Here is a 26,775-nt window from a genome sequence, read left to right as displayed (position 1 = left end):
GCATTTCAAAATTAAAGAAAACAAAGATACTTTATCTTTTTTCGAAACCCATAAAAAAGAACTATGGTTTCTAAAGTAGTTTTCTCTATAATAAAATCTAAATATATCAGCAAAATTAAAAAAAATGTAATTTTCTTGTAACATTTTTTTTAATGAGGCGTCTTATGTTAGTATTCGAGTAAATAGGTCTTTTTTTTAAGGATATTTACTTTTAATATTTTAGCTTAAAATTAACCAACCAATGATTAGAATAGAAAAACTACACAAATCTTATCCGATAGGTAAAGATTCTCTACATGTTTTAAAAGGTATCGATTTACATATAAAAGAAGGCGAATTTGTTTCTATTATGGGATCTTCAGGTTCTGGTAAATCTACTTTATTAAACATTGTTGGTTTATTAGATGAACATGATGAAGGTGATTATTACCTAAACGGACAACTAATAAAGAACTTGAATGAAAAAAAAGCAGCAATTCTTAGAAATAAATTCTTAGGGTTTATTTTTCAATCATTTAACCTTATTTCTTACAAAACTGCTTTAGAAAATGTAGCGCTTCCTTTGTATTATAAAGGAATGGCAAGAAAAGAACGTTTAGAAAAAGCTTTAGAATATTTAGAAAAAGTAGGTTTAAAAGATTGGGCAAACCATTTACCAAACGAACTTTCTGGAGGACAGAAACAGCGTGTAGCAATTGCAAGAGCGTTAGTTACAAAACCAAAAGTTGTTTTAGCAGATGAGCCAACAGGAGCTTTAGACTCTACAACTACAGATTCTGTAATGGATTTATTAAAAGACATTAATAATGAAGGAATGACAGTGTTTGTTATAACGCACGAGGAGGAAGTTGCAGAGCAAACCAAAAGAATTGTACGTTTAAAAGACGGTCTTATTATTAGTGATGAATATACAAATGTATCTAAAACAGTTTAATTATGTTTGATTTAGATCGTTGGAGAGAAATTTTTCAAAGCATTAGTAAAAACAAGTTGCGCTCTGCGTTGTCTGGTTTTACGGTTGCGTTTGCTATTTTACTTTTTACGTTACTTTTTGGTATTGGTAACGGACTTCAAAATACCTTTAAAAATGAATTTGCAAAAGATGCTATGAACTCCATTTATATTTGGAGTAATAACACCACAATAGCTTATAAAGGAAACCAAATAGGCAGAAGAATTCAGTTTAAAAATGATGATTTTACCTATATCAAAGAGAATTTTGGAGATAAAATTCAAACCATAAGTCCAAGAATTCAGAGATCTGAAAATGTTGTTTATAAAGACGAAAAAGATAACTACACCATTAGAGGTGTATATCCAGAATATTACGTGTTGGAATCTGCAGAAGTAACAGAAGGTCGTTTTTTAAATTATAGAGATATACAAGAAAGAGGAAAAGTTGTTGTAATTGGTAGAATGGTAGAAAAAGATTTGTTTGGTCAATTAAGTGCTTTTGGAAAACAAATAAATATAGGAGGAATTATGTATAAAGTTATTGGTGTTTTCTCTGATCCTGGAGGGGATAGTGATGAAAGATATATTTATACACCATTTTCTACAATGCAAAGAATGTATGGTAATAATGATTATGTAGATGAATTTGGAATTACATATAACCCGGATTTAAGTATCGATGAAGCCATTGCATTTAGTAGTAAATTACACCGAGAATTAAAGAAAAGACACAATGTTTCGCCTAACGACCAAAGAGGAATTGGCTTAGATAACTACGCAACAAATAATAAAGAAGTATCTGGGATGATGTTTGGCTTAAGCATTTTAATTCTAGTAATTGGTTTTGGAACCCTAATAGCTGGAGTTGTAGGTATTAGTAATATTATGGTGTACATCGTTAAAGAAAGAACTAAAGAATTAGGAATTAGAAAAGCAGTTGGCGCAACACCAAGTATGATTGTTGCCATGATAATGCAAGAAGCTGTTTTTATTACGGCAATATCTGGTTATTCAGGTTTACTACTGGGAATAGGGATTTTAGAAATTGCTGGACCAAGTTTAGAAAAATACTTTATTTTAAATCCAAGTGTTTCTCAACCTGTAGTTATTGGAGCAACATTAACACTTGTTTGTGCAGGTTTAATTGCAGGATATTTACCAGCCAAAAAAGCAGCAAAAATTAAACCCGTGGTAGCATTAAATTCAGATTAATTATGAGATTTTTATTTGAAAAAGATACTTGGCAAGAAATTTACGGTAGTATTCGAAAGAATAAAACTAGAACTGCAATCACCATTTTTGGAGCATTTTGGGGAATTCTATTACTGGTAGGTTTATTAGGTGCAGCCAAAGGAATAGAAAATAGTTTTAATAGCATGTTTGGTAATTTTGCTACTAACAGTGTTTTTATGTCTGGGAGTAGAACTTCAATGCCTTTTAAAGGTTTTCAAGAAGGACGCCAAATTAGTTTAAGATTAAGTGATGTAGATAAAATTCGTTCAGAAATAGAAGGTATTCAGTTTGTAGTGCCAAGAAATGCAACTGGCGGACAAGTGGTTCATGGTCTAAAGACTGGTAATTTTACTATTTTTGGAGATTTTCCTTTAATAGATGAAGTTCAAAAAAAGAACTTGATAGAAGGTCGATTTATCAATCAAAATGACATGGACGGAAACAAAAAGGTTTGTGTTATTAGTGAAGGTGTTTATAAAGAATTATTTGATAGAAATGAAGAGGCTATAGGTGTTTATATAAAAGTAAGTGGCATCAATTATAAAGTAGTTGGGGTTTATGAAACAAGTCAGTTTGAAGGGAAAAACAACATCCACATTCCTTTTAGTACCTTTAAATTAGTTTATAATAAAGGAGATAAATTCGAATGGATGGTTGTAACCGGAAAAGAAGAGTTTGATATCGTTCAATTAGAATCTGATGTAAAATTATTATTGAAAAATTTACATAAAATCCACCCAGATGACAACAGAGCATTTAGAGGATTTAATTTAGGAGAACGTATAAAACAAGTTACAGGTTTTTTAACAGGTATGCAGTTTTTAACATGGTTTGTAGGTATTGCAACCTTAATAGCTGGTGTTTTTGCAATTGGTAATATTTTATTGATTACTGTTAAAGAAAGAACAAAAGAAATAGGAATTAGAAGAGCTTTAGGGGCAACGCCAAATAAAGTAAGACAACAAATTATATTAGAATCGTTATTTTTAACGCTGTTAGCAGGTTCTTTAGGAATCATTGCTGGTGGATTAGTTTTAATGTTATTAGATAATTTTGTAGAATTTCTTGTAAATCCTACAGTAGATATTCCTATTGTTTTAATAGCATATGCAGTATTAGTATTTTTAGGAACATTAATAGGCTTTATACCTGCGTATATGGCAACGATAGTGAAACCAATAGACGCATTAAGAGAAGAATAAAAAAAAATCAACTAACAAGAATAAATAGAAGATAAATGAAAAAAGTAATCATTTTTGGAGGAATAGCTGTTGCATTAATAGCAGTACTAATTTGGTTTGGTAAAAAGAACAGTGCATCACCGATAGAGTACAAAACAGAAAAAGCTTTTAAAGCAACAATTGTTAAAAAAAGTGTTGCTACTGGTAAAGTTACTCCGTTAGAGGAAGTAGAGATAAAACCACAAATAGCAGGTATTATAGATAAAATTGTTGTGGAAGAAGGCGCAATTGTAAAAGCAGGAGATTTGTTAGCAACAGTAAGAGTTGTACCAAACGAACAGTCTTTAACAAGTGCAAAAGGGCGTATTAATTCTGTTCAAATTCAATTGAACAATACAAAAGTACAATACGACAGAAATAAAAAATTATTTGATAAAGGAGTTATTTCTCGTCAAGAATTTGAATCTCTAGAACTTTCTTATAATCAAGCAAAAAACGATTTACGTAACGCACAAAATGATTATCAGATTATTAAAAAAGGATCTGCAGGTTCTTCTGGTGCAAATACAAATATTAGAGCAACAACTTCTGGGATGGTGGTAGAAATTCCTGTTAAAAAAGGATATCAGGTTGTAGAAACAAATGGATTTAGTGCAGGTACCACAATTGCTACGATTGCAGATATGACTAAAATGATTTTTGAAGGAAAGGTAGATGAATCTGAAGTTGGTAAGTTGGTAAAAGGAACAGAAATAGAAATTTCTTTAGGAGCTATCGAAAACAAGAAGTTTCCAGCAGTTTTAAACTTTATTGCACCAAAAGGAACAGAAGAAGCAGGAGCAGTTCAGTTTAAAATTAAAGCGGATGTTTCTTTAGATGATGAACATTTTATTAGAGCTGGATATAGCGCTAATGCAGAAATTGTTTTAGAGAGAAAAGACAGTGTTTTATCTATTAAAGAATCTTTATTACAGTTTGATAGAAAAACGGAATTGCCTTATGTAGAAATTAAAAATGCAGAAGGAACATTTGATAAGAAAGATGTAAAATTAGGAACATCAGATGGTGTAAATGTTGAGATTTTAGAAGGAGTTACCAAAGATGATGATATTAAAATTTGGAATCAAACTTCTAAAGAAGATGATAAAGACAATAACAATAATTAAGAATTTTTAATATTCTATTTAAAAAAAGGGGCTCAGTTTTGAGTCCCTTTTTTTGTTTAAAAACTAATGTTTAAGTAATGATGCATAAAGAAGGCAGAATAGATTTTTTTGCTTTAAGTTTAAAAAGTACAAGTGCTAAATATAGCGATGTTTTAAAAGTTAGCAAATGTGTACAGAGTATTAAAAAGGAAATCAACTTTTAAAAGATATGGTACCTTTTTATAAAACAGAAGTTATCAAAGTATTGTTTGAAAAGGAATTGGAGAAGAGTAAGGTTGTTTTGGGGTTGTCGTGTTTTTGACTTAATTAATCTTTAGATAAATCTTCTTGAAAAAAATCACCTAATGCTCCAATTGAATAAAATAAGAACCAAATAAATTTTAAAAAAATAAAAATAAAAATTGTTTTCAAACTATATGTAAATAATAATTTTAAGAATAACAATATACCCTTTTTGGTGATATTATTTTGAATAGTATAATCTGAAATATTTAGTTTTAAATAATCTATAAAGAAGAAATTATAAATTAAGATTAAAGTAATTATAGAAAAAGCTATAAAAACATTTTCTAATGTCGTGAAAATAAATCTCTTAACGAAGTTTTTGTGAAGTAAGATTCTATTTTCGGCGTATTTGCTTTTTTGTTCAATTTCTGATAAATGATTATTAATCCCATTATTAAACTTGTCGTAAACCATTATAATTACGGGAATTATAAGCGTTGCAAAAATTGTTGTAAAATTCAGCAAACCATTTAATAAAGATTCACTTATTTTATTTATTAAGAAAGTTAAGACTAATGCTATAAATAAAATTAAAACGTTTAAAAAACTAAAAAACGTAAATTTAATATCTTTTTGATTAGAATCAGAAAGATTTGTAGCTCTCCATTTGTAACTTTCTGTTACAATTTTAGTAAGATTATAAAATGTTTTAGTTTTATCAATAAACTTCATTCTCTAGTTCTGGTATTAACTCATTAATACAATAATCTTTTAATGTTGTCCAATTAGGAGTTCCATTTTCTTCAATATCTACTTCTTCAATTTTTTCTAAATATATTGTTGGTTTTACACTTATAGAATCTTTTTGAATTTCAAATCTTGTTGGATTTTTTAGTGTATCACTTTTTAAATAACCAGTTTTAGAATTAAAATCATCTAAAGAAACTTCTCTGTTGGGGAGCTTTAAAACTGAATTACCTAGAGCTTTTCTCCATTTTGACAATGTATGTAAAGGTAAACTTTCATCTATTGGAACAATACTAATTTTAATGTTGAATTTAGCTTCTAAATCATCTCCAATTCTTTCATCAGAAATATGGTTTACAGTTAAGTCTTTAGTAGAGTAGTTGAGCTCACTAACAATTGCAGTTTCTTTAGCTAAATCTTTTATACTATTTGGGATAAAAGGTTCTATAACTGCTTTATATGTTTGTCCCGAAAATTTAAATAGATTTTTAATGAAAGGTTTGAAAATGTCATCAATATTTTCTTGCCCGTAAGTTTGGAGAATTAAAATACCAGTTTTTTCATTTAATTTAGTTTGAAGTAAAAAATAAAAATCATCTTGTATAATTATATTTTTTCCGATTTTTTTACTTTCTCTTTTTGTTTTTTTATTTCCACTTGTTTTACCACTATCATAAGGACCACCTTCAATAACACCATGAATTATTGAATTAGCGAATTTTTTTGAAATATCTTTTAGTCTAAAAGCTTTTCTTTTTTTAGAGCTATCATTATATCCGGATACTTTAAATACATTGCTAAAAAACTTATTAAAAATTTGATTATCCGTTGAAGAATCTTTCATATCATATTTTTTGATAAAAAATTCTCTAAAAGAATATGATTTTGATTTTTTTTTTGAACTTGGAACTAATCTAACTTTGTAAACACTTAATTTAGGATTTTTAATCATTTTCTTCTTTTTCTAAGTAGTAAAGATAAAACTAAAAATTAATCACTTATAAGCATTCAGAAAAAAAAACAAAAAACTTTTTTTCGAAAGCAACCTTTTTAAGACTTCTGTAGTCTATATATTTGTAAGGCAGTTAAAACGAAACGAGAGGCTTGAAAATTATAAAATTACATAACAAAGAGAAATCGTTAATTAAAAAAGCGATAGACAACAATAGGGAAGCGCAACAACAATTGTTCGAGCAACATTCGCCTAAAATGTTGGGAGTTTGTAGGCAATATGTAAAAGATATGCATCATGCAGAAGATTTATTATTACAAGGCTTTTTAAAGGTTTTTACCAACTTACACAAGTTTAAACACGAAGGTAGTTTTGAAGGTTGGATTCGCAGAATTATGGTGAACACTTGTATTTCTTATCTGCGTAAAAAGAATTTAATTGATTTGTCAGACGAAGATTATGTCTTTAATGATGCAGCTACAGAAAGTTTAGAAAACACGTCTGTAGAAGATATTCAGAAATTGATAGATCAATTGCCAGAAGGTTACAAAATGGTGTTTAATTTATATGCCATAGAAGGGTATAAACATTCAGAAATTGCAGAAAAATTAAATGTTTCAGAAAGTACCTCTAAATCGCAATTATTTAAAGCACGTAAATTATTGCAACAGAATTATTACAAAATGAATACAGTGAGTAATGGAGACAAATAATATAGATAAAAACATAAAAAACAAGTTTCAAAATAGAACGATCAATCCATCGGCTTCTGCTTGGGAACGTTTGTCTACACAATTAGACGAGCAACCAAAAGCGAAGAAAAAAGGGTGGTTTTTTTATGTAGGAGCTGCGGCAAGTATTTTATTGTTAGTTAGTGTTGGTTTTCTGTTTTTCAATAAAAATGAAGATGTTAAACCATTAGAAATTATTGTTGAAAACCCAATAGATACGATTACAATTGATGCAAAAATAGATCAATTTATAAAAGAAATTCCTGCAGAAGAAGCAATTGTTAAGATTGATAAAGTAGAAGAGAAGCAAGTGGAGATTTCTAATAAAAATGTAGTTACAAAGGAGGAATCTAAAAAATCAATCAATAATTCTATAGTTGCAAATAACAAAAACAATGTAATTCCGACAACGGAGGAAGTTATCGAAACAGTGGTAGCAGTATCTGAAGATCATCCGACGAAGGAGAAAACAATAAATAAAGAAACCTTAAAACAAGACTCTAATAGTAGCATAAAAATTAATAGTGATGATTTGTTATTCGCGGTAACACATTCGTCTACAGAAGTAAAGGAGTATTATGCAAAACTAAATTTAACTAGGGAAGATGTTTTAAGTACGATTAAAAATGAGCTTAAAAACTCTAATATAAAAGTGAGTCCAGAAGCTATTTTGGCTGAAGTAGAACGCACTATTGGAGAAGAAGATTTTCAGAATAATTTCTTACAATCTTTAAAGAAAAGAGTAACAGATATTGCAACTGCTATTGCAAGTAGAAACGACTAAGTTAAATCACTTTTTGTTGCAGTAAAATTAAAAGACGTTTTAATTGAAACTAGTTTATGAAAGGATTTTATCAAGCAAAAACAATTTTTTAAAACATACAAGATGAAAAGAATACTACTAATATTAGTGTTGTTTAGTACAACTATTGCCGTATCTCAAGAAACAACTTTTGAGAAAGAAGTAAATAAAATATCTAAAAGAATAGAGCAAATTACAACAACTCAAAAAGATTCATTAAGAATAAAAGTGGTTGCTATTGATGAAAGGCTAGAAAAAGGAGAAATTACAAAAGTAACTTCTAACACTTTAAAGAAAGAGGTTGCTTCTTATCATGCTAGAAGAATTGAAAAGTTAATAGGAGAACAAGAGCGTTTGTTGCAATTATTGGTGCAAGATAAAACCAATGGTAGAATAGCGAGTTCAGATGAAGAAAGTGAGTTTGATGATGACGATAATACGTTTACTGTTGGAAAGAAAACATTTTCATTTAACTTAAATAATGATGATAAAAGTGAAAGAATAGAAAAGAGAAAAAGAAAAATGAATAGAAAAACTACATCTCAGTTCGTATTTTCTATGGGTGTTAATAATGTATTAAATGACCATGAAGTATCTTCTTTAAATGATTCTGATTATAAATTCTGGCAGTCTCATTTTTATGAGTTAGGCTGGACGTGGAAAACAAGATTTACTAAAGAACCTTCTAAATTGTACTTTAAATACGGACTTTCTTTTCTTTGGAATAACTTACGTTTAGATAATAATAGTATCCATGTAAAAGATGGCGATATGACAGAAGTTCAGGTCTTTGATAATAAATTATCAGAAAGCAGATTGCGTCATGTACAAATGAATTTTCCGATGCATGTAGAGTGGGATTTTTCTAAAAATAAGACGGATAAAGATGGTTTTGTAAAAGATAGAACAAACAGATCGGTTCGTTTAGGTCTTGGATGTTTTGTTGGTTTTAAATTAGGAACAAGACAGTATTTAGAATACAAAGATGAAAACAATGTTGAAGTTGAAGAAGTGCAATTCAATAATTTTAATATGAATACTGTTAACTATGGATTAAGTGCTTATGTAGGTTATAGATCTACTAGTTTTTATGTGAAATATGATTTGAACCCATTGTTTAAAAATACCGAAACTAGAAACATTTCTATGGGAATTCGTTTAGATTTAGATTAAATCGTTAAAGATAATATTAGTGATGTCAATTTTTTGTGAGTTTTATTGAGTATTTGATAATTTTAATGAATAGAATTTTGGTTTAAATCATTTTAAAATAATAAAAAATAGGACATCAGTAAAAATAACAATTTTTATTTTTTTTGTTAAAATACAAACAAAAAGACTGTAAATTTACTTGCTTAAAACATCTAAATTAAGCAATAATGAAAGTTGGAATTCCTAAAGAAATTAAGAATAACGAAAGTAGAGTTGGTATGACACCTGCAGGTGTTTTTGAGTTGACGAAAAAAAATCATACTGTTTACGTACAGTCAACAGCAGGAGAAGGAAGTGGTTTCTTTGATGCAGATTACATTAAGGTAGGAGCAACTATTTTACCTACCATAGAAGAAGTTTACAGCCAGAGTGAAATGATTGTAAAGGTTAAAGAACCAATTGCTTCGGAATATCCTTTAATTAAAGAAAATCAAATTGTTTTTACGTATTTTCATTTTGCATCGTGCGAACCTTTAACAAATGCAATGATAGAAAGTAAATCTATTTGTATTGCTTATGAAACGGTAGAAGATAGTGAAGGAACTTTACCCTTATTAACACCAATGTCTGAAGTTGCAGGAAGAATGGCAATTCAGCAAGGTGCTAAGTATTTAGAAAAACCAATTAAAGGACGTGGTATTTTATTAGGTGGTGTACCAGGTGTTGCTCCAGGAAAAGTATTAATTTTAGGAGCAGGAGTTGTTGGAGTACAAGCAGCAAAAATGGCAGCAGGTTTAGGTGCTCATGTAACTATTATGGATATTAATATGAAACGTTTACGTTATGTAAATGATGTATTACCAAACCATGTTACAACAGCTTTTTCAAGTGAATATAGTATTAGACAATTAATTAAAACACACGATTTAATTATTGGAGGTGTTTTAGTAAAAGGAGGAAAGGCTCCAAAATTAATTACTAAAGACATGCTTAAAGACATGCGACCAGGTACTGTTATAGTAGATGTTGCTGTAGATCAGGGTGGATGTTTTGAAACTACAAAAGCAACAACACACGAAGATCCTACTTATATTATAGATGATGTAGTACATTATTGTGTGGCAAATATGCCAGGAGCTGTACCTTATACTTCTACAATTGCATTAACAAATGTAACATTGCCATATATTTTAAATATCGCAAACAAAGGATGGGAAGAAGCGTGTGCTACAGATGTATCTCTAGAAAAAGGATTAAATATTATAAAAGGAAAAATTGTTTATAAAGAAATTAGCGAAGCTTTTCATTTAGAGGCTTTTGAAGTCTAATTTTAACTAGAATATTTTTGATAAACCTCTGGTGTTGTTTTGTGTTTCAACCTAGAGGTTTTATCAACCTTTTTTTTGAATTACACTTTTATAAATAAAAAATTAATTCTTTAGAAATATATCTAAGAATTTTACTTTTGATGTAAAGAAATAGAAGTATCTACATTTTTTTACCTAGAATTTTCCACTTTTACTTAAAGTTGATAAGAATAACTGATATATATAACGCTAGTTATAAAAAAGTTATTATATTTGCAGCCTTAAAAATAAACAATAAATATTTAATTTATGAATCATTACGAAACTGTTTTCATTTTGAATCCCGTTTTATCTGATACTCAGATAAAGGAGACAGTACAAAAATTCGAAGATTATTTAGTTTCCAAAGGAGCTGAAATGATCTCAAAAGAGAATTGGGGCTTAAAGAAATTAGCATATCCAATCCAAAAGAAAAAAAGTGGTTTTTATCACTTATTTGAGTTTAAAATTGCTGGAGAAGAAATCTCTGCATATGAGTTAGAATTTAGAAGAGATGATAGCGTTATGCGTTACCTAACTGTTAAATTAGACAAACATGCAGCTGCTTGGGCAAAAATTAGAACTGAACGTGTTAAATCTACAAAAAAATAAGAAATGGCATCAATAGAACAACAAGCAAAAGGCGGTAAATCTGCTGACGTTAGATATTTAACGCCATTAGATATAGACACTAAAAAAGAAGCTAAATACTGTAGATTTAAGAAAAAAGATATCAAGTATATCGATTTTAAAGATGCAGACTTCTTAATGTATTTAGTAAACGAACAAGGTAAAATTTTACCAAGACGTTTAACAGGAACTTCATTAAAATATCAACGTAAAGTTGCGCAAGCAATTAAAAGAGCGCGTCATTTAGCGTTAATGCCTTACGTTGGAGATATGTTAAAATAATAAAGAGGTAGAACATGGAATTGATATTAAGACAAGACGTAGAAAATTTAGGATTTAAAGATGATATCGTAGACGTGAAAAACGGTTATGGTAGAAACTTCTTAATCCCTACAAGACAAGCAGTTTTAGCTACTTCATCTGCAAAGAAAGTTTTAGCAGAGAATTTAAAACAACGTGCTTACAAAGAAGCTAAATTAATTGAAGACGCTAATGTAATAGCAGAAGCAGTTAAAGGATATGAAATTAAAATTGCATCTAAAGTTGGTTCAGGAGACAAATTATTTGGTTCTGTAAACAACATCGATTTAGCTGCAGCACTTGCAAAAGCAGGAACAGACTTAGATAAGAAATTTATTAAAGTTGTTGGTGGTTCTGTAAAAAGATTAGGTAAATATGAAGCTTCTGTAAGATTACACAGAGCAGTAGTTGCTGAAATTTCTTTTGAAGTTATTGCTGAATAAATAACAATTGTTAAATAATTGTTAAGAACTAAAAGTCTACTTTAACGAGTAGACTTTTTTTTTGCTTTATTTTTGGTTATATAAACTTAAATCCAAAAACATGAAGCAAAAATTATTTTTTTTATGTTCATTTATTTTAATGTTTAGTTTTGTTGCAAACGCACAAACAACAACATCAAAAATTAACGGAACTATTACGGACAATTCTGGAGAACCATTATTCGGAGCAACTATTGTTGCTTTGCATACTCCTACAGGTACTGTATCTGGTACAACAGCACAAGATAATGGTAGATACGCGCTATCTAACTTAAGAATTGGAGGTCCTTATACGATTACAATTAGTTATCTAGGTTTTAAATCTAATAAGATAACAAATATCTTTTTAACCTTAGGAAAAACCTCAAATATTGATGTTGTTTTATCCGAAGATAGTAATACTTTAGAAGAAGTTGTAATTAGCTCTGGTAAAAATGCTGTTTTTAATAACGATAGAACAGGAGCGCAGACCAGTATTAGAACTAAAGATTTAAAGATATTGCCAACGATATCTAGATCGGCATCAGATTTTACACGTTTAGACCCTTCTGCTTCAGGTGGATCTTTTGGAGGAAGAAATGACCAATTTAATAACTTTACATTAGATGGTTCTATATTTAACAATCCATTTGGTTTAGATGCAGCAACACCTGGTGGGCAAACAGCTTCTCAACCAGTGTCTTTAGATGCGATTGAGCAAATTTCTGTTTCTACTGCACCTTATGATGTTACTTTATCTGGTTTTACAGGTGCTTCTGTTAATGCAGTAACCAAAAGTGGAACAAACACAGTAACAGGAACTGCTTACGGATATTACAGAAATCAAGATTTTACAGGAGGTAAAATTAAAGGAGAAAGTATTTTTGTTCCTAAATTATCACAATCTCAAGTAGGAGCTAGTGTAGGCGCACCGATTATAAAAGATAAATTATTTGTTTTTATAAATTTCGAAAAAGACAATAGATCAGATTTAGGTCAGTCTTGGTTACCAAACATAGGCTCGGGAGCTATTAACGAGTCTAGAGTTTTAAAATCAGATTTAGATGAAGTTCAAAGCGCATTAGCGGGTATTGGTTACAGTACCGGTGCTTATGAAGGTTTTACCCATGACTCTAACAGTACGAAAGGGTTATTTAAGTTAGATTGGAATATCACCAAAGACAATCGTTTATCATTTGTCTATAATTTTTTAAATGCCTCTAGAGATTTGCCAGCGCATCCAACAGCACTAGGTTTTAGAGGTCCAAGTTCTCAAATGTTACAATTCGAAAATTCTGGATATCAAATTAATAATAATTTAAATTCTTTTTTACTTGAATTAAATTCTACTGTTACAGATAATATAACAAACAAGTTTCAAGCAGGATATACACATTTCGATGATTTTAGAAGCCCTAAATCAGCACCTATGCCAGCATTTAGAATTCAAGATGGTAACGGAGGGAATTATATAATTTCAGGTCATGAACCTTTTTCAATTAACAATACATTAGATCAAAAAGTTTTTCAAATTACAAATAACTTAAATATCAGTAATGGGGACCATAACTATACTATTGGTTTTTCTTTTGAAAAATTTGAATTTGAGAATTCGTTTAATTTAGGAGCATATGGTTTTGGAGATGCAAGAGGTTATGTTGGTGCATTTGGTGGAGATTTTGCCAATATGGATGCGTTTAGAACAGGAGTTTCTAATGGTCTTTTAGCTGATGCTATGGCTGCTGCTCAAAGCACATTTACAACTAATAACGCCAATGATTCTTGGGCTTTAGCAGAAACAAATGTTGGTCAGTTTGCTTTTTACGTACAAGATGATTGGAATATAAACGATAATTTTAAATTATCATATGGTGTTCGTTTTGATAAACCTTTATTTTTTAATTCTGCAGATAAAGCACAAGATGTTATAGATAAAAGTTTTTACTTACCCAATAATCCATACACAGACCCTTCTACAGGAGAAACAGTATTGTTTGATTCTACTAAAATGCCAAATAATAACTTCTTAGTTTCACCAAGAATTGGTTTTAACTGGGATGTAAATGGAGATAACTCTTTACAATTACGTGGTGGTTCTGGCTTATTTACAGGTCGTTTTCCTTTTGTTTGGTTAGGTAACCAAATAGCAAATCCTAATGTATATTTCTATCAAGTAGTAGATCCAGATTTTAAATTTCCACAAGTTTGGAGAACAAGTTTAGGAGCAGATGTAAAATTAAAAGATGGTACTATTTTAACTACAGACCTTTCTTATACAAAAGACATTAATGGAGCACATGTACAAAACTGGGGGTTAAAAACACCAACCGGAACTTTAGCAGGAGGTATAGACAACAGATTAGTATACACAGATACAGATAGAAGTCCTAATTGGGGAGGTCCAAATGATAAATCAAATGCTTACGTATTTACCAACTCTGATAAAGGAAGAACTTTAAATGCATCCTTAAAAGCACAGAGAAATTTTGATAATGGATTGTATTTAATGGCAGCTTATAATTACTTAAATTCTAAAGATGTAAACTCTATTGAAGCAGAAATAACTGGAGATGCTTTCGATTTTAATCCAGTTTTATCTAATGCAAATGATGCAACATTAGCACATTCTAAATATGGAGATACACATCGTTTTATTGCGGTAGCTTCTAAATCTTGGAATTATGGAACAAATGATAAATGGACAACAACAATTTCTTCTTTCTATGAATTGGCAAAAGGAGGTCGTTTTAACTACACATACGCAGGCGATCTTAATAATGATGGTTCTAACTTAAATGATTTAATTTACATACCAACAGACAGCGAAATAGATGCAATGACATTTAAAGCACCAGTAAATACTGGAGACTTATCTATTCAAGATCAAAAAAATGGCTTAAGAAATTATATCAATCAAGATGATTATTTAAGTGATAGACAGGGAGAATATGCAGAACGTTATGGAGCATTATCACCTTGGAGAGGAAAAATGGATGTAAAATTTATTCAGAATTTAAAATTAGGAAACAATAATTCTTTAGAGTTTACTATAGATATTTTAAACTTTGGTAACTTATTAAACTCAAACTGGGGCTTAGTGCAACAACCAGATGCAGTACAGTTATTAGGTGTTACTGTAGATAATACAGGTTTACCAACCTATAGTTTTAATTCAGACTTAAAAGAAACTTTTGTATATAATTCTACGTTACTTTCTAGATGGCAAGCACAAGTTGGTTTAAGATATTCTTTCTAAATCAATAAAGAATTCAGATATTTGAACCGCCCATAATTGGGCGGTTTTTTTTTACCATAAATTATGAAATATAGACAACTTACCAAAGAACAATTCGAAAGCTTACACGAAGATTTTGCCCGTTTTTTAGCAACCCAAAGTATAGACGTTAAAGAATGGAATCAAATAAAAGAAGAAACACCAGAAGTTGCAGAAGAGGAGATGAATGTTTTTTCTGATGTTGTTTGGGATAATGTGCTAACAAAAACAAATTACGTAGAACATTTTTCTAAAACCTCTGTAAACCTGTTTAAGTGTGATGCAGAAGAAATACATAGAATTGCTATTAAAGTTACTTGGGATATTAATTTATTAGAACAAAAAGGATTTGAATGGTTGATGCAAAACCCTATGGATAATTCTGTAGAGATTTTTAAAGGCACAAAACCTTATAATAAAGAGGACCGAAATAGCGAAATTTTCGATTTAATAGAAAAAGGAAGTTCTATTTCTAAAGGAGAGATTTTTGAGTTTTTTAGTCAAATAACTTCTTAGTTTTATAGAAGCTATTTCCTCTTTGGAATTTATCTTGAGCGAAGTAGAAAGACGGCATCTTTTTCGTGCCTCAAAAAGTATGATGTTTTAGTTAGGGCTAAGTTTAATTGCCTATTAACTGATTTAACTAAAAAAGGAATCTCAAATTTATTTTGAGATTCCTTTTTTTTTTAGTTGAAAAGTTTTACTTTTTAAACAAATATTATTCTTCTTGTAAAGCCTTACGGGCTTGTTTAATGGTTAGTGTGCTTCCATCATGACTCCAACCTGGTGCGGCAAATGCATACATAAATTTATGATACCAGTTTTTAGATTTTTTCATATCATTCCAAATATCTTTATATTCATGTGTTAGAATAACAAATGGATTATAAGAATTTGGTGGATGCGTAACTCCATATTTGATGTCAATATTTTCGTCGAATTCTTTAAAAGTACCAAACATTTTATCAAAAGTGTTTAAAAATCCACCATGATTTTTATCCATATACTCAAAATTTTGAGCATGATGCACTTGGTGCATGGTATGCGTATTTAATATTTTATCTAAGAAGCCTAATTTACCAATGTAAACGGTATGTAATTGAAATTGCCACAAAGCCTCTATACCTAAACAAACTACTAACATTTCTGGAGGAAAACCAATAGCAACAATCCAAACATAAAAGAAAGGTTTGTAAAGAATGGTAAACCATCCGTTTCTAACGGCAGTTCCTAAATTAAAGTTGTCGGAAGAATGGTGTACAATATGTGCCGCCCATAAAAAACGAACATTATGATTTTGTCTGTGAAACCAATAATAACTAAAATCGTCTAATACCTGACAAATAAGCCAAATATACCAAGCATAACCAAAAGATTCGTACCCCATAATATTTGTACGAACTCCATCAACTAAAGGGTTGAATATTTCATAGACAAAACTAAAAAGTACAATTGCCGCGATTGTTTTTGTTAAAGGAGCTAGAATAGCAGAACCAATACCCATGGTAAGGCTAGCCGCTAAATCTTTCCATTTATAAATTTTCTTCTTTTCTTCTTTTTTATTGTGCTTACTATATGTTAATTCGACTAAAATAAGTGCTAAGAAACATGGTACACCATATACTAGTGGGTTTGTAAAATCCATTTACTTTTTTAAAATTTTTGATAAAACTAAGGTAAAATATGGAAACAGCTATAGGTTTTATCATTAGTTATTGTTAAAAATATAATAAAAAGTTTAAAAAGGAAAATATTAATTTTTAATCTGTAAAAATTTAATAAAAAAAATGAAATTATAAACTGGTTTTGTATTTCATTAACATTAATATATGTACAAGTCATTGAAATATTCGTAAATTTGATGGTTATAAAATCCTTATTTTAAAATAATCGAAAGATGAATTATAAACATTTACTAAAAGTAATTAAAGATAACACTAGTCGATTTACAACTAAAGAAGCTGTTTTTTATAAAGATGAAGCTTCAAAAAATTGGAAAGGTATTTCTTGGGATTCTTTTTATTTTCAAATTCAACAAGTTTCTAAAGCTTTAATCAATTTCGGAATTAAAGAACAGGACAATATTGGTGTTTTTGCTCAAAATATGACCGAGTGGATTATAGCAGATTTAGGGATTATGGGGGTAAGAGCCGTAACGATTCCTATTTATGCAACGAACTCTCAAAAGGAAGTTGAATACGTTGTAAATGATGCAGAAATTAGTGTGTTGTTTGTTGGTGATCAAGAAGAATTTGATAAAGTAGAATTAATATCTGAAAATAATAAATATCTAAAATTAATAGTAGCCTTAACAAGTACTGTAGATTTAAGAGGTCATAAAAACGCTGTTTATTTTACTGATTTTATAAATGCAGAATTTCCAAAAAGCATTGAAACAGTTTTAGAAAAGCGTCATTTAGATTCTAAATTAGATGATTTAGCAAGTATTATTTATACTTCTGGTACAACAGGAGAACCTAAAGGTGTAATGTTAGATCATAATAATTTTGCATCCTCATTAAAAGCACATGAAGCAGAATTAGATGTGGATGAAAATGATGTTTCTTTAAGTTTTTTACCATTAAGTCATATTTATGAACGTAGTTGGGTGTTTTTCTGTCTACAACAAGGAATTCAGGTTTATTTTAATCAAGACCCTAAAAAAATAGCAGATGTTTTAAAAGAAGTAAAACCAACATTAATGTGTACGGTTCCTAGAATCTTTGAGAAAATTTTTGCTGCTATTCAAGAAAAAAGAAAAGAAGCTTCACCTACTAAAATGAAATTAGCAAGTTGGGCATTAGGGGTTGGAAATAAATACCATAACAAGTATCAGCGTCTTGATAAAAAAGTACCAGCTATATTACAGCTAAAATATAAAATAGCAGATAAATTGGTGCTTAGTAAATTACGTGATGTCTTTGGTGGAAATATAAAATTTATGCCTTGTGGCGGAGCACCTTTAGTGCCAGACATGGTTTCGTTTTTTCATTCTTTTGCATTAAATATAAAATGTGGATATGGTTTAACAGAAACAACTGCTACCGTTACGTTATTCGGAAATCAGTTTTTTGAATTTAATTCTGCAGGTAAGCCAATTTCTGGAACTGAAATTAAAATTGATGCTAATGATGAAGTTTTGGTAAAAGGCCCTGGTGTTATGAAAGGATATTATAAAAAACCGGAAGCTACTGCTGAAGTTTTTGATAATGGTTGGTTTAAAACAGGCGATGCAGGAAAAATTGATGAATTAGGAAACTTAGTAATTACTGATAGGATTAAAGATTTAATGAAAACTTCTGGAGGTAAATATATTGCACCTCAAAAACTTGAAATGGCTTTAGTAAGTGATTCTTTTATTGAGCAAATTGCAGTAATAGGTGATCAACAAAAGTATGTTACGGCTTTGGCTGTACCAAGTTTCGAGAATATTAAAAAATATGCTGAAGAGCATAAAATTAGTTTTAAAGATATAGAAGATTTGATTGCTAACAATCAAATTAAAACGATGTTAGAAAAACGTTTTGAAGAATTACAAAAAGAGTTTTCTAAGTTTGAAAAAATTAAGAAATTTACTTTATTACCGAAAGAGTTTAGTATTGAAGCCGGAGAAATTACAGCAACTTTAAAATTAAAACGTAAAGTAATTTATAAAAAATATAAAGCACTTATTGATAAAATGTATGCTGAGTAAGTAGTGTTTTACTTATTGGCTGTATAAAGGGCATTTCGAGATTACAAATCGTTAAAAATTTAAGCACTTATAATTTTTATAACCAAATCTTTAGTCAATGGTTTTCCGTTGGCTATTTTTTTGATGTTTTCAAAGGAGAAAACGAAATCACATCCATTTTTATAATTAGAACAACCATACGCCGTTTTTCCTTTTAAAATTGTTCCTTGCTTACATTTTGGACACGTAATTTTATCATTGTCATTACGAGGAGTTTTCGACGAAGTAATCTCATTATTATTAACAGATTGCTTCGTTTCACTCGCATTGACGTTTTGTTTGGGTTCTAATTTCAATTTAAAGTCATCATCAAAACGTATTAATCCTTCAATAGCACCTGCATCTGTTTTAAAACCTTTTAAATTGGTTGTGCAACCTTTATCAACCAATCGTATTAATTGATTTTCAGAAACCTTTTTTCCGTAAATTTCAAAAGGAATTTTTAAATTACAATTGTTTTTATATTCAGAACACCCAAAGGCAGAAGAACCTTTTAAGAGTTGTCCTTTTTTACATTTCGGGCAAGTTTTTCCTGCTACTTGTTTTTTTGTTGATTTTTTACTCTTTGATTTAGAAGAGCTCTCAACTGCATTCGAACTGACAGGTGGAGTAGAAGTAATTCGTTTTTTAGTAGTGTTAGAACGAACCTCATAGACCAATTGATCTACCATTTTTTTCATGTTATTAATAAAAGTTCCTGCATTGAATTCTCCTCGTTCAATTTCTTTTAAACGTTTTTCCCAACGTCCTGTTAACTCCGCAGATTTCAATAATTCGTTGTCAATAATATTAATTAAATCAATTCCTGTTTGTGTTGGTAAAACCAATTTTTTCTTACGTTCAATATATTTTCTTCGGAATAAAGTCTCTATAATACTTGCTCTTGTAGAAGGTCTTCCAATTCCATTTTCTTTCATTAATTCACGTAAATTTTCATCATCTACTTGTTTACCTGCGGTTTCCATGGCACGTAATAAACTAGCTTCTGTAAAATTTCTTGGTGGTTTTGTTTCCTTCTCTAAAAACGAAGGTTCATGAGCTCCTTTTTCTCCTTTTACAAAAGAAGGCAAGGTCATTTGCTCGTTTAATTCTTTCTTAATTTTGCTTTCTTCGGTTTCAAAAGCAACGCGCCAACCTTTGGTTAAAATTTCTTTTCCGGTTGTTTTAAAAGGTACTTCTGCAGCTTTACCAATTACAGAGGTATTAGAAACATCTGAATCTGGATAAAAAACACCAATAAACCTACGGGTAATAATATCGTACACCTGTTGCTGATTGTATTGCAAATTCCCTTGGATTCCTGTAGGAATAATAGCATGGTGATCGGTTACTTTTTTATCATCAAAAACACGTTTTGATTTCTTTATTTTACTACCTAAAAGAGGTTGTGTTAATGCACTATAGTTTGTTAACTTAGATAAAATTCCGCCAATTTTAGGATATACGTCATTTGGTAAAAAAGTGGTATCAACTCTTGGGTAGGTAACAACTTTCATCTCATATAGCTTCTGAACCATTTTTAAAGTTTCATCCGCAGAAAAGCCAAATTTATTATTACAATATACTTGTAAGCCTGTTAAATCAAAAAGTTTAGGAGCATATTCTTTTCCTTTCTTTTTGGTTACAGAAACAATTTCAAAGTCAGATTCTTTTACTTTATTCGCTAAAACTTCACCATCTTCTTGTTTTAGAAAACGACCATCTTCATAATTAAAAAGTGTATTTCTGTATTTTGTTTGTAATTCCCAATAAGGTTGTGGTTTAAAATCTCTAATTTCAAAAAAACGATTAACCAACATCGCTAGGGTAGGAGTTTGCACTCTACCAACAGATAATACTTGTTTGAATCCACCAAACTTTACGGTATACAAACGCGTTGCATTTAAGCCTAAAAGCCAATCTCCAATAGCTCTAGAATATCCTGCATAATATAAATTATCATATTTCTCTGCAGGCTTTAAGTTTTTAAAACCTTCTTTTATAGCTTCTTCTGTTAAGGATGAAATCCATAAACGCTGAACTTTTCCTTTATAACCAGCCTGATTAATTACCCAACGCTGAATTAATTCTCCTTCTGTCCCGGCATCCCCACAATTGATGACAACCGTTGCTTTATCAAATAAAGCTTTTACAATATTGTATTGTTTCCTAATTCCTGCATCGCCTGTAACTTTGGTATCAAAACGTTCTGGAAGCATTGGTAAATTATTCAAATCCCAACTTTTCCAATGCGGTTTGTAATCTTTAGGTTCTAAAAGTGTACATAGATGTCCGAATGTATATGTTACCGCATAACCGTTTCCTTCATAGTAACCATCACGTTTTGTGTTGGCTCCTAGAATATTAGCAATTTCTCTTGCTACAGATGGTTTTTCGGCAATACAGACTTTCATTTGTGTTTTTTGTGAATTCGAAATTAAGAAAATTATTAAGAATACTGATTCGTTTTTTTGAAAGAAAATAGAAAATTAAAATTGAAGATAGCATTCTAAATTTTCATTTATAATATTATGTGTATATAAATATAGAAAGAAGCGTATTTTAGAAATGGTTCTTAAATATTAAAATATCTTTCTGATAAATTATGTTAAATTTAAAATTGCATGAAGTTTTTGAGTTAAATGACTTCACAAAAGTATTAAGAGTTGAAAAAGGTGTTATTTATCTATTTTTCGAGAACGATAAAGTAACTAACAGTTGCTTTGTTGAAATGGAGGATAAACTATTTATAGAAACTAAATCTGATAATAGGGTAGACCTTAGGTAAGTACTTTAATAGAGAATATAGTTTTTTTCTTAATTCTATATTCTCTATTATTTTATTTTTTAAGCACGATTTTACTTCACCAAAGCCAATTGAATTCGTTTTTTCGCTATATCAATTTCTAAAAATGCACAATAATTTCGGAGGAATAAGAACAATGATTTTTACCTTAAAATTAGGAAAAAATACTTTTTTTAAAATTCGAAGGAAATTTATTACTTCAATTTTGAGAGTTCTTTTTTAACATCGTCCCAAGTTGTTTTTTTCTTTTTGTTAGATTCATTAACTTCTTGTTGTATCTCATTCTTTTGAGAATCCGTTAAGTCATCCCAAAGATCATTTTTTTCTGTTTTATTGCTCATTTTATAAATATAAGAATTATTATTTTACTTTACTAAAGCCAATTGAATTCGTTTTCTCGCAACATCAACCTCTATTACTTTAGCAATAATTTGTTGTTGTAGGTTTACAATTGCATTTACATCTTTTACAAACGTATCCGATAAATTAGAAACGTGAATTAAGCCACTTTCTTTGATTCCAACATCTACAAAACAGCCAAAATTGGTAATATTATTTACAATTCCTGGTAAGAGTTGCCCTATTCTTAAATCGGCAATCGTTTTAATGTTTTTATCAAAAGAAAATACTTTCGCTTTTTCTCTTGGGTCCAAACCTGGTTTTTCTAATTCTTTAATAATATCTTCTAGAGTAGGTAAACCAATAGTTTCTGTAATATAATTTTTCAGGTTTATTTTCTGAATTAATTCTTTGTTACCAATAAACTCTGAAACTTTTATGTTATTATCTTTAGCCATTTTATCAACCAAAGCATAACTTTCTGGATGCACGCCAGAATCATCTAACGGATTTTTTCCTTTTTTAATTCGTAAAAAACCAGCAGCTTGTTCGTATGCTTTTCCTCCTAAACGAGGTACTTTTTTAATGGCATTTCTAGAAGTAAAAGAACCATTTTCATTTCTATGATTTACAATGTTTTCGGCCAATTTAGGTCCAATTCCAGAAACATAACTCAACAAAGATTCGCTTGCAGTATTAATGTTTACACCAATGGTATTTACACAACTTTCTACGGTTGTATCAAGAGATTTTTTTAGTTTTGTTTGATCTACATCATGTTGATATTGTCCAACCCCAATTGATTTTGCATCAATCTTAACCAATTCAGCCAATGGATCTTGCAAACGTCTTCCGATGGAAACAGAACCACGAACAGTAACGTCAAAATTAGGGAATTCATCTCTTGCAATTTTAGAAGCGGAGTATATAGACGCTCCAGCTTCACTTACTACAAATACATCGACCGGATGTTTAAATTCAATTTTCTTTACTAATTGCTCCGTTTCTCTTGATGCAGTCCCGTTTCCAATAGCAATAGCTTCAATTTTATGCGCTTCTGCTAAAGAATTTATTTTTTTGATGGATTCAATGGTTTGATTTTGTGGTGCATGCGGAAAAATAGTTTCATTATGCTCTAAATCTCCTTGCTCATTTAAACATACAATTTTACAACCAGATCTAAATCCAGGATCGATTGCTAAGATTCTTTTTTCGCCTAAAGGAGCACCTAAAAGTAATTGCTTTAAGTTTTTAGAAAATACGGTTATAGCATCTTCATCTGCATTTTCTTTTGCTAATGATAATCTTTCGTTAGATAAAGATGGATACAATAAGCGTTTATAAGCATCTTTTATAGCGAGCTCTATTTGTGGAGTGCATTCGTTTTGCGTACGAATAATTCGTTCTTCCATTTTTTGAATGGCTCTTTCTGTATCAATCTCTATTTTAACACGGATAAAACCTTCATTTTCTGCTCTTAAAATTGCTAAAAAACGGTGTGATGGAATTCTACTTAAAGATTCGCTCCAATCAAAGTAATCTTTAAATTTTTGCGCCTTTTCATCTTCAGACTTTGTTTTTATTACCTTAGATGAAATTGTAGCATAACGTTCTAATTCGCGTCTAATATTATTTCTGATATCTGTGCGCTCATTAATCCATTCTGCAATAATAAATCGTGCTCCTTCAAGTGCATTATCAATAGTTGCAACTTCCTTGGATGTGTATTTAGATGCAGTATGTTCTAAGTCGTTTACACGCTGACTCATGATCATTTTTGCCAACGGTTCTAAACCTTGTATACGTGCCGTTTCTGCTTTTGTTTTACGCTTTTTCTTAAAAGGTAAATACAAATCTTCTAAAGCAATTAAATCTTTAGAAGTAGTTACTTTTTGTTCTAATTCTGATGTTAAAACACTTTGTTCTTCTAATGCCTTTAAAATGGCTTTTTTTCGCTTTTCTAAAATCTCAAAGACTTCTTTAAATTTAACGATTTCTCCTATTTCTACTTCGTCTAAATTACCAGTCATTTCCTTTCTATATCTAGATATAAAAGGAATTGTAGCATCTTCATTTAATAATGAAATAGTGTTTTCTACAGATTTAGAAGAAAGTTGTGTTTGCTGAATTATATATTGAAGGATTTGCATTTTTTATTTGAATTTTATCAGAAAAAATAAACCTCATAAAAATGAATTTATGAGGTTGCTAATATAATAGATTTTTGTCTCCTTGAGCGTAGTGAAAAGGTTAAAAAGTTCTCGACTGCACTCGAATAGACATTATGAAATTACTTTCTCAAAAGCTAATCTCTTAGCGTTATAATTGGTATAAATAATTCCGCAATAAGTGTAACCTAATTTTTTGATTAAAGATTGCATTCCGATATTTTCTTCATGTGTATCTATCTTTAAACTTTTTACTTTTTTATCTTTTAATTGTTGATGAAATTCATCAAATAGAAAAGTAGCTAAACCTAATTTTCTAAATTCTTTTTTAATCGCCATTCTATGAATAACTCCGTATACTTCTGTTTCATCAATAATCCAATTTCCATCAATAATTTTATAGGTTGGTTCTGGGTTTGTAGTAAACATAGAGGTTGCCATTACTTGATTTTCATCATTAATAACAACGTAACTTTCGCCTTTTAGAATATCATTTTCTATTTGTGCTGTATTTGGATATCCGTTTTGCCATTGATCAATATGTAAAGATGCTAAAAGTTCTTTGGCATCGTTAATAATAATCATAATTTCTGAAACGTCTTCAATTTTAGAAAGTCTAATTTTCATCAAAAAAAATAAATTATATCATTTTAAAATCTAACAACAATTCTCCGTTTACAGAACATTGTAATTGATCTCCTTTAAAGATTTCTCCTTTACCAAGTGCAGGTGTTCCTGTAAAAATTAAATCTCCAGGTTGTAACGTCATGTACTTTGATATAAACACAATAATATCAGCAAAATCGTTAATCATATAAGCCGTATTACTTTTTTGTTTTTCTTCTCCATTAATTTTTAAATCGAAATCGATATCTGCTAAATTATAATCAGCAACGGGTTTAAAACTAGAAATTGGTGCAGCGCCATCAAAACCCTTTGCAAAATCCCAAGGATGTTTTGTTTCTCTGGCATCTTTTAAAATATCTGTTGCCGTATAATCGATACCAACAGCAATTTCAGAAATGTAAGAATTAGCGTCTTCTTTAGCAATGTTTTTTCCTTCTTTACCAATTTTAACAACAAGTTCAACTTCGTAAATTAATTCGTTTGTTATGCTACTTGGGTATTCCACATCACAATTAACAGCCAAACTACTTTCTGGCTTAGAAAAGATAAATTTTTTACCTTTCTTTTTGTCTTCGATATCTTTTAAGTCGGTAACGTAGTTGCTTCCAATTCCTAATATTTTCATTTTAAATTTGTTTTAAATGTAGAAGGTAAATTTAATAAAAAAATCCACCAAAAAATATATTTTCTGATGGATTTATAACTTGTTTAAAAGCTTTTCTAAGCTTCTACTTTTTCTGTTTTAGAAAAATCTACTACAACTTGGTTGTGTAAAATATCTTGAATAGTTTGTCTTTTTCTAATAAGGTAATCTTTTCCTTTATGCACCATAACTTCTGCAGGAATATAACGAGAATTGTAGTTAGACGCCATTGAGAAACAATATGCACCCGCATTGTGGAAACATAATACATCTTCTTCAGAAATTTCTGCAATTCTTCTATTTGATGCAAACGTATCCGTTTCACAAATATAACCTACTACTGAGTAATAACGATCTCTTCCTTTTGGGTTAGAAATATTGGTAATGTGGTGGTAAGAATCGTACATCATTGGTCTTACCAAGTGATTGAAACCAGAATCTACATGTGCAAAAACGGTAGAAGTTGTCTGTTTAACAACATTTACTTTCGCTAAAAAAGAACCTGCTTCAGAAACTAAAAATTTACCAGGTTCAAACATTAAAGTAATGTCTTTCCCATAATTTGCACAAAATTCATTGAATCTTTCTGATAATTGCAAACCTAATTGCTCTATATCTGTAGAAATATCTCCTTCTTTATAAGGAACTTTAAATCCACTTCCAAAATCGATAAAATCGATGTTTTCGAATTGTTTAGCTACATCAAATAAAATATCAGAAGCACGTAAAAAAGTATCGATATCTAAAATATCAGAACCAGTGTGCATGTGAATTCCGTTGATGTTCATTCCCGTATTTTCTACCACACGTTTAATATGAGGTACTTGGTGAATCGAAATTCCGAATTTAGAATCGATATGACCCACTGAAATTTTAGAATTTCCACCCGCCATAATATGTGGGTTGATACGTACACAAACAGGAATATCTGGGTGTTTTTGTCCGAATTGCTCTAAAATAGAAAGGTTGTCAATATTAATTTGAACACCTAATTTAGCAACTTGTTCAATTTCTGATAAAGAAACACCGTTTGGTGTATAAATAATATCGTGAGGCTCAATTCCTGTAGTTAAACACAATTGTACTTCTTGAAATGAAACAGTATCTAAACCAGAACCTAAGTCTTTAAAGAACTTTAATATATTAATATTAGAAAGTGCTTTTACAGCATAATTTAACTTTAAACTTTTAACACTACTAAAAGCATTTGTTAATCTATTGTATTGAGATTCTATTTTATCTGTATCGTAAACATATAACGGACTTCCGTATGTATTTGCTAACTTAATTAATTGTGCGTTTTTCACTTTGTTTTATTTTATATCA

General features: G+C 29.9%; 24 protein-coding genes. 15 read left to right on the top strand and 9 right to left on the bottom strand.

Going from position 1 to position 26,775, the window contains the following annotated elements:
• Positions 1-241 precede the first annotated feature (241 nt).
• From H0I27_RS09885 to H0I27_RS09870, 4 genes are read left to right on the top strand one after another with little or no spacing between them, the layout of a single operon-like run.
• Positions 242-934 carry an ABC transporter ATP-binding protein gene (locus tag H0I27_RS09885; protein WP_068452426.1) on the top strand — a complete coding sequence of 231 codons (693 nt, stop codon included), beginning with the start codon at positions 242-244 and terminating at the stop codon, positions 932-934.
• 2 nt (positions 935-936) lie between these two features.
• Complete coding sequence (locus H0I27_RS09880) at positions 937-2,166, top strand: ABC transporter permease (RefSeq protein WP_218730548.1); 1,230 nt, start codon at positions 937-939, stop codon at positions 2,164-2,166.
• Positions 2,167-2,168: 2 nt separating this feature from the next.
• On the top strand, positions 2,169-3,389 hold the full coding sequence (locus tag H0I27_RS09875; RefSeq protein ID WP_218730547.1) for an ABC transporter permease: 1,221 nt from the start codon (positions 2,169-2,171) through the stop codon (positions 3,387-3,389).
• A gap of 35 nt (positions 3,390-3,424) precedes the next feature.
• The gene (locus H0I27_RS09870) at positions 3,425-4,534 is read left to right on the top strand and encodes an efflux RND transporter periplasmic adaptor subunit (RefSeq protein WP_218730546.1); all 1,110 of its coding nucleotides are present in this window, start codon (positions 3,425-3,427) and stop codon (positions 4,532-4,534) included.
• 306 nt (positions 4,535-4,840) lie between these two features.
• On the opposite strand, the gene H0I27_RS09865 is transcribed toward H0I27_RS09870, so the two are convergent.
• A complete protein-coding gene (locus tag H0I27_RS09865; protein ID WP_218730545.1) occupies positions 4,841-5,491 on the bottom strand; it encodes a hypothetical protein in 651 nt (216 codons plus the stop codon).
• On the bottom strand, positions 5,478-6,350 hold the full coding sequence (locus tag H0I27_RS09860) for a hypothetical protein (protein WP_218730544.1): 873 nt from the start codon (positions 6,348-6,350) through the stop codon (positions 5,478-5,480). The genes H0I27_RS09865 and H0I27_RS09860 overlap by 14 nt, the downstream gene beginning before the upstream one ends.
• 260 nt (positions 6,351-6,610) lie before the next feature.
• Here H0I27_RS09860 and H0I27_RS09855 point away from each other — a divergent pair, with 260 nt between their 5' ends.
• The 9 genes from H0I27_RS09855 to H0I27_RS09815 all read left to right on the top strand — a co-directional run bounded on the left by H0I27_RS09855 (position 6,611) and on the right by H0I27_RS09815 (position 15,670).
• Entirely contained in the window at positions 6,611-7,171 is a 561-nt protein-coding gene (locus tag H0I27_RS09855) for an RNA polymerase sigma factor (protein WP_218730543.1), read from the top strand.
• Complete coding sequence (locus H0I27_RS09850; protein WP_218730542.1) at positions 7,158-7,973, top strand: hypothetical protein; 816 nt, start codon at positions 7,158-7,160, stop codon at positions 7,971-7,973. The genes H0I27_RS09855 and H0I27_RS09850 overlap by 14 nt, the downstream gene beginning before the upstream one ends.
• 102 nt (positions 7,974-8,075) lie before the next feature.
• Complete coding sequence (locus H0I27_RS09845; protein WP_218730541.1) at positions 8,076-9,164, top strand: hypothetical protein; 1,089 nt, start codon at positions 8,076-8,078, stop codon at positions 9,162-9,164.
• A 206-nt stretch (positions 9,165-9,370) separates the two neighbouring features.
• Positions 9,371-10,471, top strand: coding sequence for an alanine dehydrogenase (ald, locus tag H0I27_RS09840; RefSeq protein ID WP_218730540.1), 1,101 nt, complete (start codon positions 9,371-9,373; stop codon positions 10,469-10,471).
• Positions 10,472-10,759: 288 nt separating this feature from the next.
• On the top strand, positions 10,760-11,101 hold the full coding sequence (gene rpsF, locus H0I27_RS09835) for a 30S ribosomal protein S6 (RefSeq protein ID WP_105048729.1): 342 nt from the start codon (positions 10,760-10,762) through the stop codon (positions 11,099-11,101).
• A 3-nt stretch (positions 11,102-11,104) separates the two neighbouring features.
• Positions 11,105-11,401 carry a 30S ribosomal protein S18 gene (gene rpsR, locus H0I27_RS09830; protein WP_068452452.1) on the top strand — a complete coding sequence of 99 codons (297 nt, stop codon included), beginning with the start codon at positions 11,105-11,107 and terminating at the stop codon, positions 11,399-11,401.
• Positions 11,402-11,415: 14 nt separating this feature from the next.
• Positions 11,416-11,862, top strand: a complete 447-nt coding sequence (rplI, locus tag H0I27_RS09825; RefSeq protein ID WP_166384849.1) for a 50S ribosomal protein L9 — start codon at positions 11,416-11,418, stop codon at positions 11,860-11,862.
• 100 nt (positions 11,863-11,962) lie between these two features.
• Positions 11,963-15,136 (top strand): carboxypeptidase regulatory-like domain-containing protein, encoded by a 3,174-nt coding sequence (locus tag H0I27_RS09820; RefSeq protein WP_218730539.1) that lies wholly within the window; start codon positions 11,963-11,965, stop codon positions 15,134-15,136.
• A gap of 63 nt (positions 15,137-15,199) precedes the next feature.
• Positions 15,200-15,670, top strand: a complete 471-nt coding sequence (locus tag H0I27_RS09815) for a DUF6495 family protein (RefSeq protein WP_218730538.1) — start codon at positions 15,200-15,202, stop codon at positions 15,668-15,670.
• A 202-nt stretch (positions 15,671-15,872) separates the two neighbouring features.
• On the opposite strand, the gene H0I27_RS09810 is transcribed toward H0I27_RS09815, so the two are convergent.
• Positions 15,873-16,799, bottom strand: a complete 927-nt coding sequence (locus H0I27_RS09810) for a sterol desaturase family protein (protein WP_218730537.1) — start codon at positions 16,797-16,799, stop codon at positions 15,873-15,875.
• Positions 16,800-17,051: 252 nt separating this feature from the next.
• Here H0I27_RS09810 and H0I27_RS09805 point away from each other — a divergent pair, with 252 nt between their 5' ends.
• Positions 17,052-18,848, top strand: a complete 1,797-nt coding sequence (locus tag H0I27_RS09805) for a long-chain fatty acid--CoA ligase (protein ID WP_218730536.1) — start codon at positions 17,052-17,054, stop codon at positions 18,846-18,848.
• A gap of 59 nt (positions 18,849-18,907) precedes the next feature.
• Here the strand turns inward: H0I27_RS09805 and H0I27_RS09800 are convergent, their stop codons facing one another.
• Positions 18,908-21,280 (bottom strand): type IA DNA topoisomerase, encoded by a 2,373-nt coding sequence (locus tag H0I27_RS09800; RefSeq protein ID WP_218730535.1) that lies wholly within the window; start codon positions 21,278-21,280, stop codon positions 18,908-18,910.
• Positions 21,281-21,471: 191 nt separating this feature from the next.
• Here H0I27_RS09800 and H0I27_RS09795 point away from each other — a divergent pair, with 191 nt between their 5' ends.
• On the top strand, positions 21,472-21,654 hold the full coding sequence (locus H0I27_RS09795) for a hypothetical protein (protein ID WP_218730534.1): 183 nt from the start codon (positions 21,472-21,474) through the stop codon (positions 21,652-21,654).
• A gap of 212 nt (positions 21,655-21,866) precedes the next feature.
• Here H0I27_RS09795 and H0I27_RS09790 read toward each other — a convergent pair whose 3' ends face one another.
• The 5 genes from H0I27_RS09790 to lysA all read right to left on the bottom strand — a co-directional run bounded on the left by H0I27_RS09790 (position 21,867) and on the right by lysA (position 26,756).
• Complete coding sequence (locus tag H0I27_RS09790; RefSeq protein WP_218730533.1) at positions 21,867-22,013, bottom strand: hypothetical protein; 147 nt, start codon at positions 22,011-22,013, stop codon at positions 21,867-21,869.
• 24 nt (positions 22,014-22,037) lie between these two features.
• Positions 22,038-24,161, bottom strand: a complete 2,124-nt coding sequence (locus tag H0I27_RS09785; RefSeq protein WP_218730532.1) for a Tex family protein — start codon at positions 24,159-24,161, stop codon at positions 22,038-22,040.
• Between the two features lie 132 nt (positions 24,162-24,293).
• Positions 24,294-24,806 carry a GNAT family N-acetyltransferase gene (locus H0I27_RS09780; protein ID WP_218733848.1) on the bottom strand — a complete coding sequence of 171 codons (513 nt, stop codon included), beginning with the start codon at positions 24,804-24,806 and terminating at the stop codon, positions 24,294-24,296.
• A 13-nt stretch (positions 24,807-24,819) separates the two neighbouring features.
• On the bottom strand, positions 24,820-25,431 hold the full coding sequence (locus tag H0I27_RS09775) for a fumarylacetoacetate hydrolase family protein (protein WP_218730531.1): 612 nt from the start codon (positions 25,429-25,431) through the stop codon (positions 24,820-24,822).
• Positions 25,432-25,526: 95 nt separating this feature from the next.
• Complete coding sequence (gene lysA, locus H0I27_RS09770; RefSeq protein WP_218730530.1) at positions 25,527-26,756, bottom strand: diaminopimelate decarboxylase; 1,230 nt, start codon at positions 26,754-26,756, stop codon at positions 25,527-25,529.
• Positions 26,757-26,775 lie beyond the last annotated feature (19 nt).

The organism is Polaribacter sp. HaHaR_3_91 (genome assembly GCF_019278525.1).
In the GTDB taxonomy this organism is placed as follows: Bacteria; Bacteroidota; Bacteroidia; order Flavobacteriales; family Flavobacteriaceae; genus Polaribacter.
The sequence above is the reverse complement of the archived record's forward strand: the minus strand, read 5'-3'. Positions and strand labels throughout refer to the sequence as shown.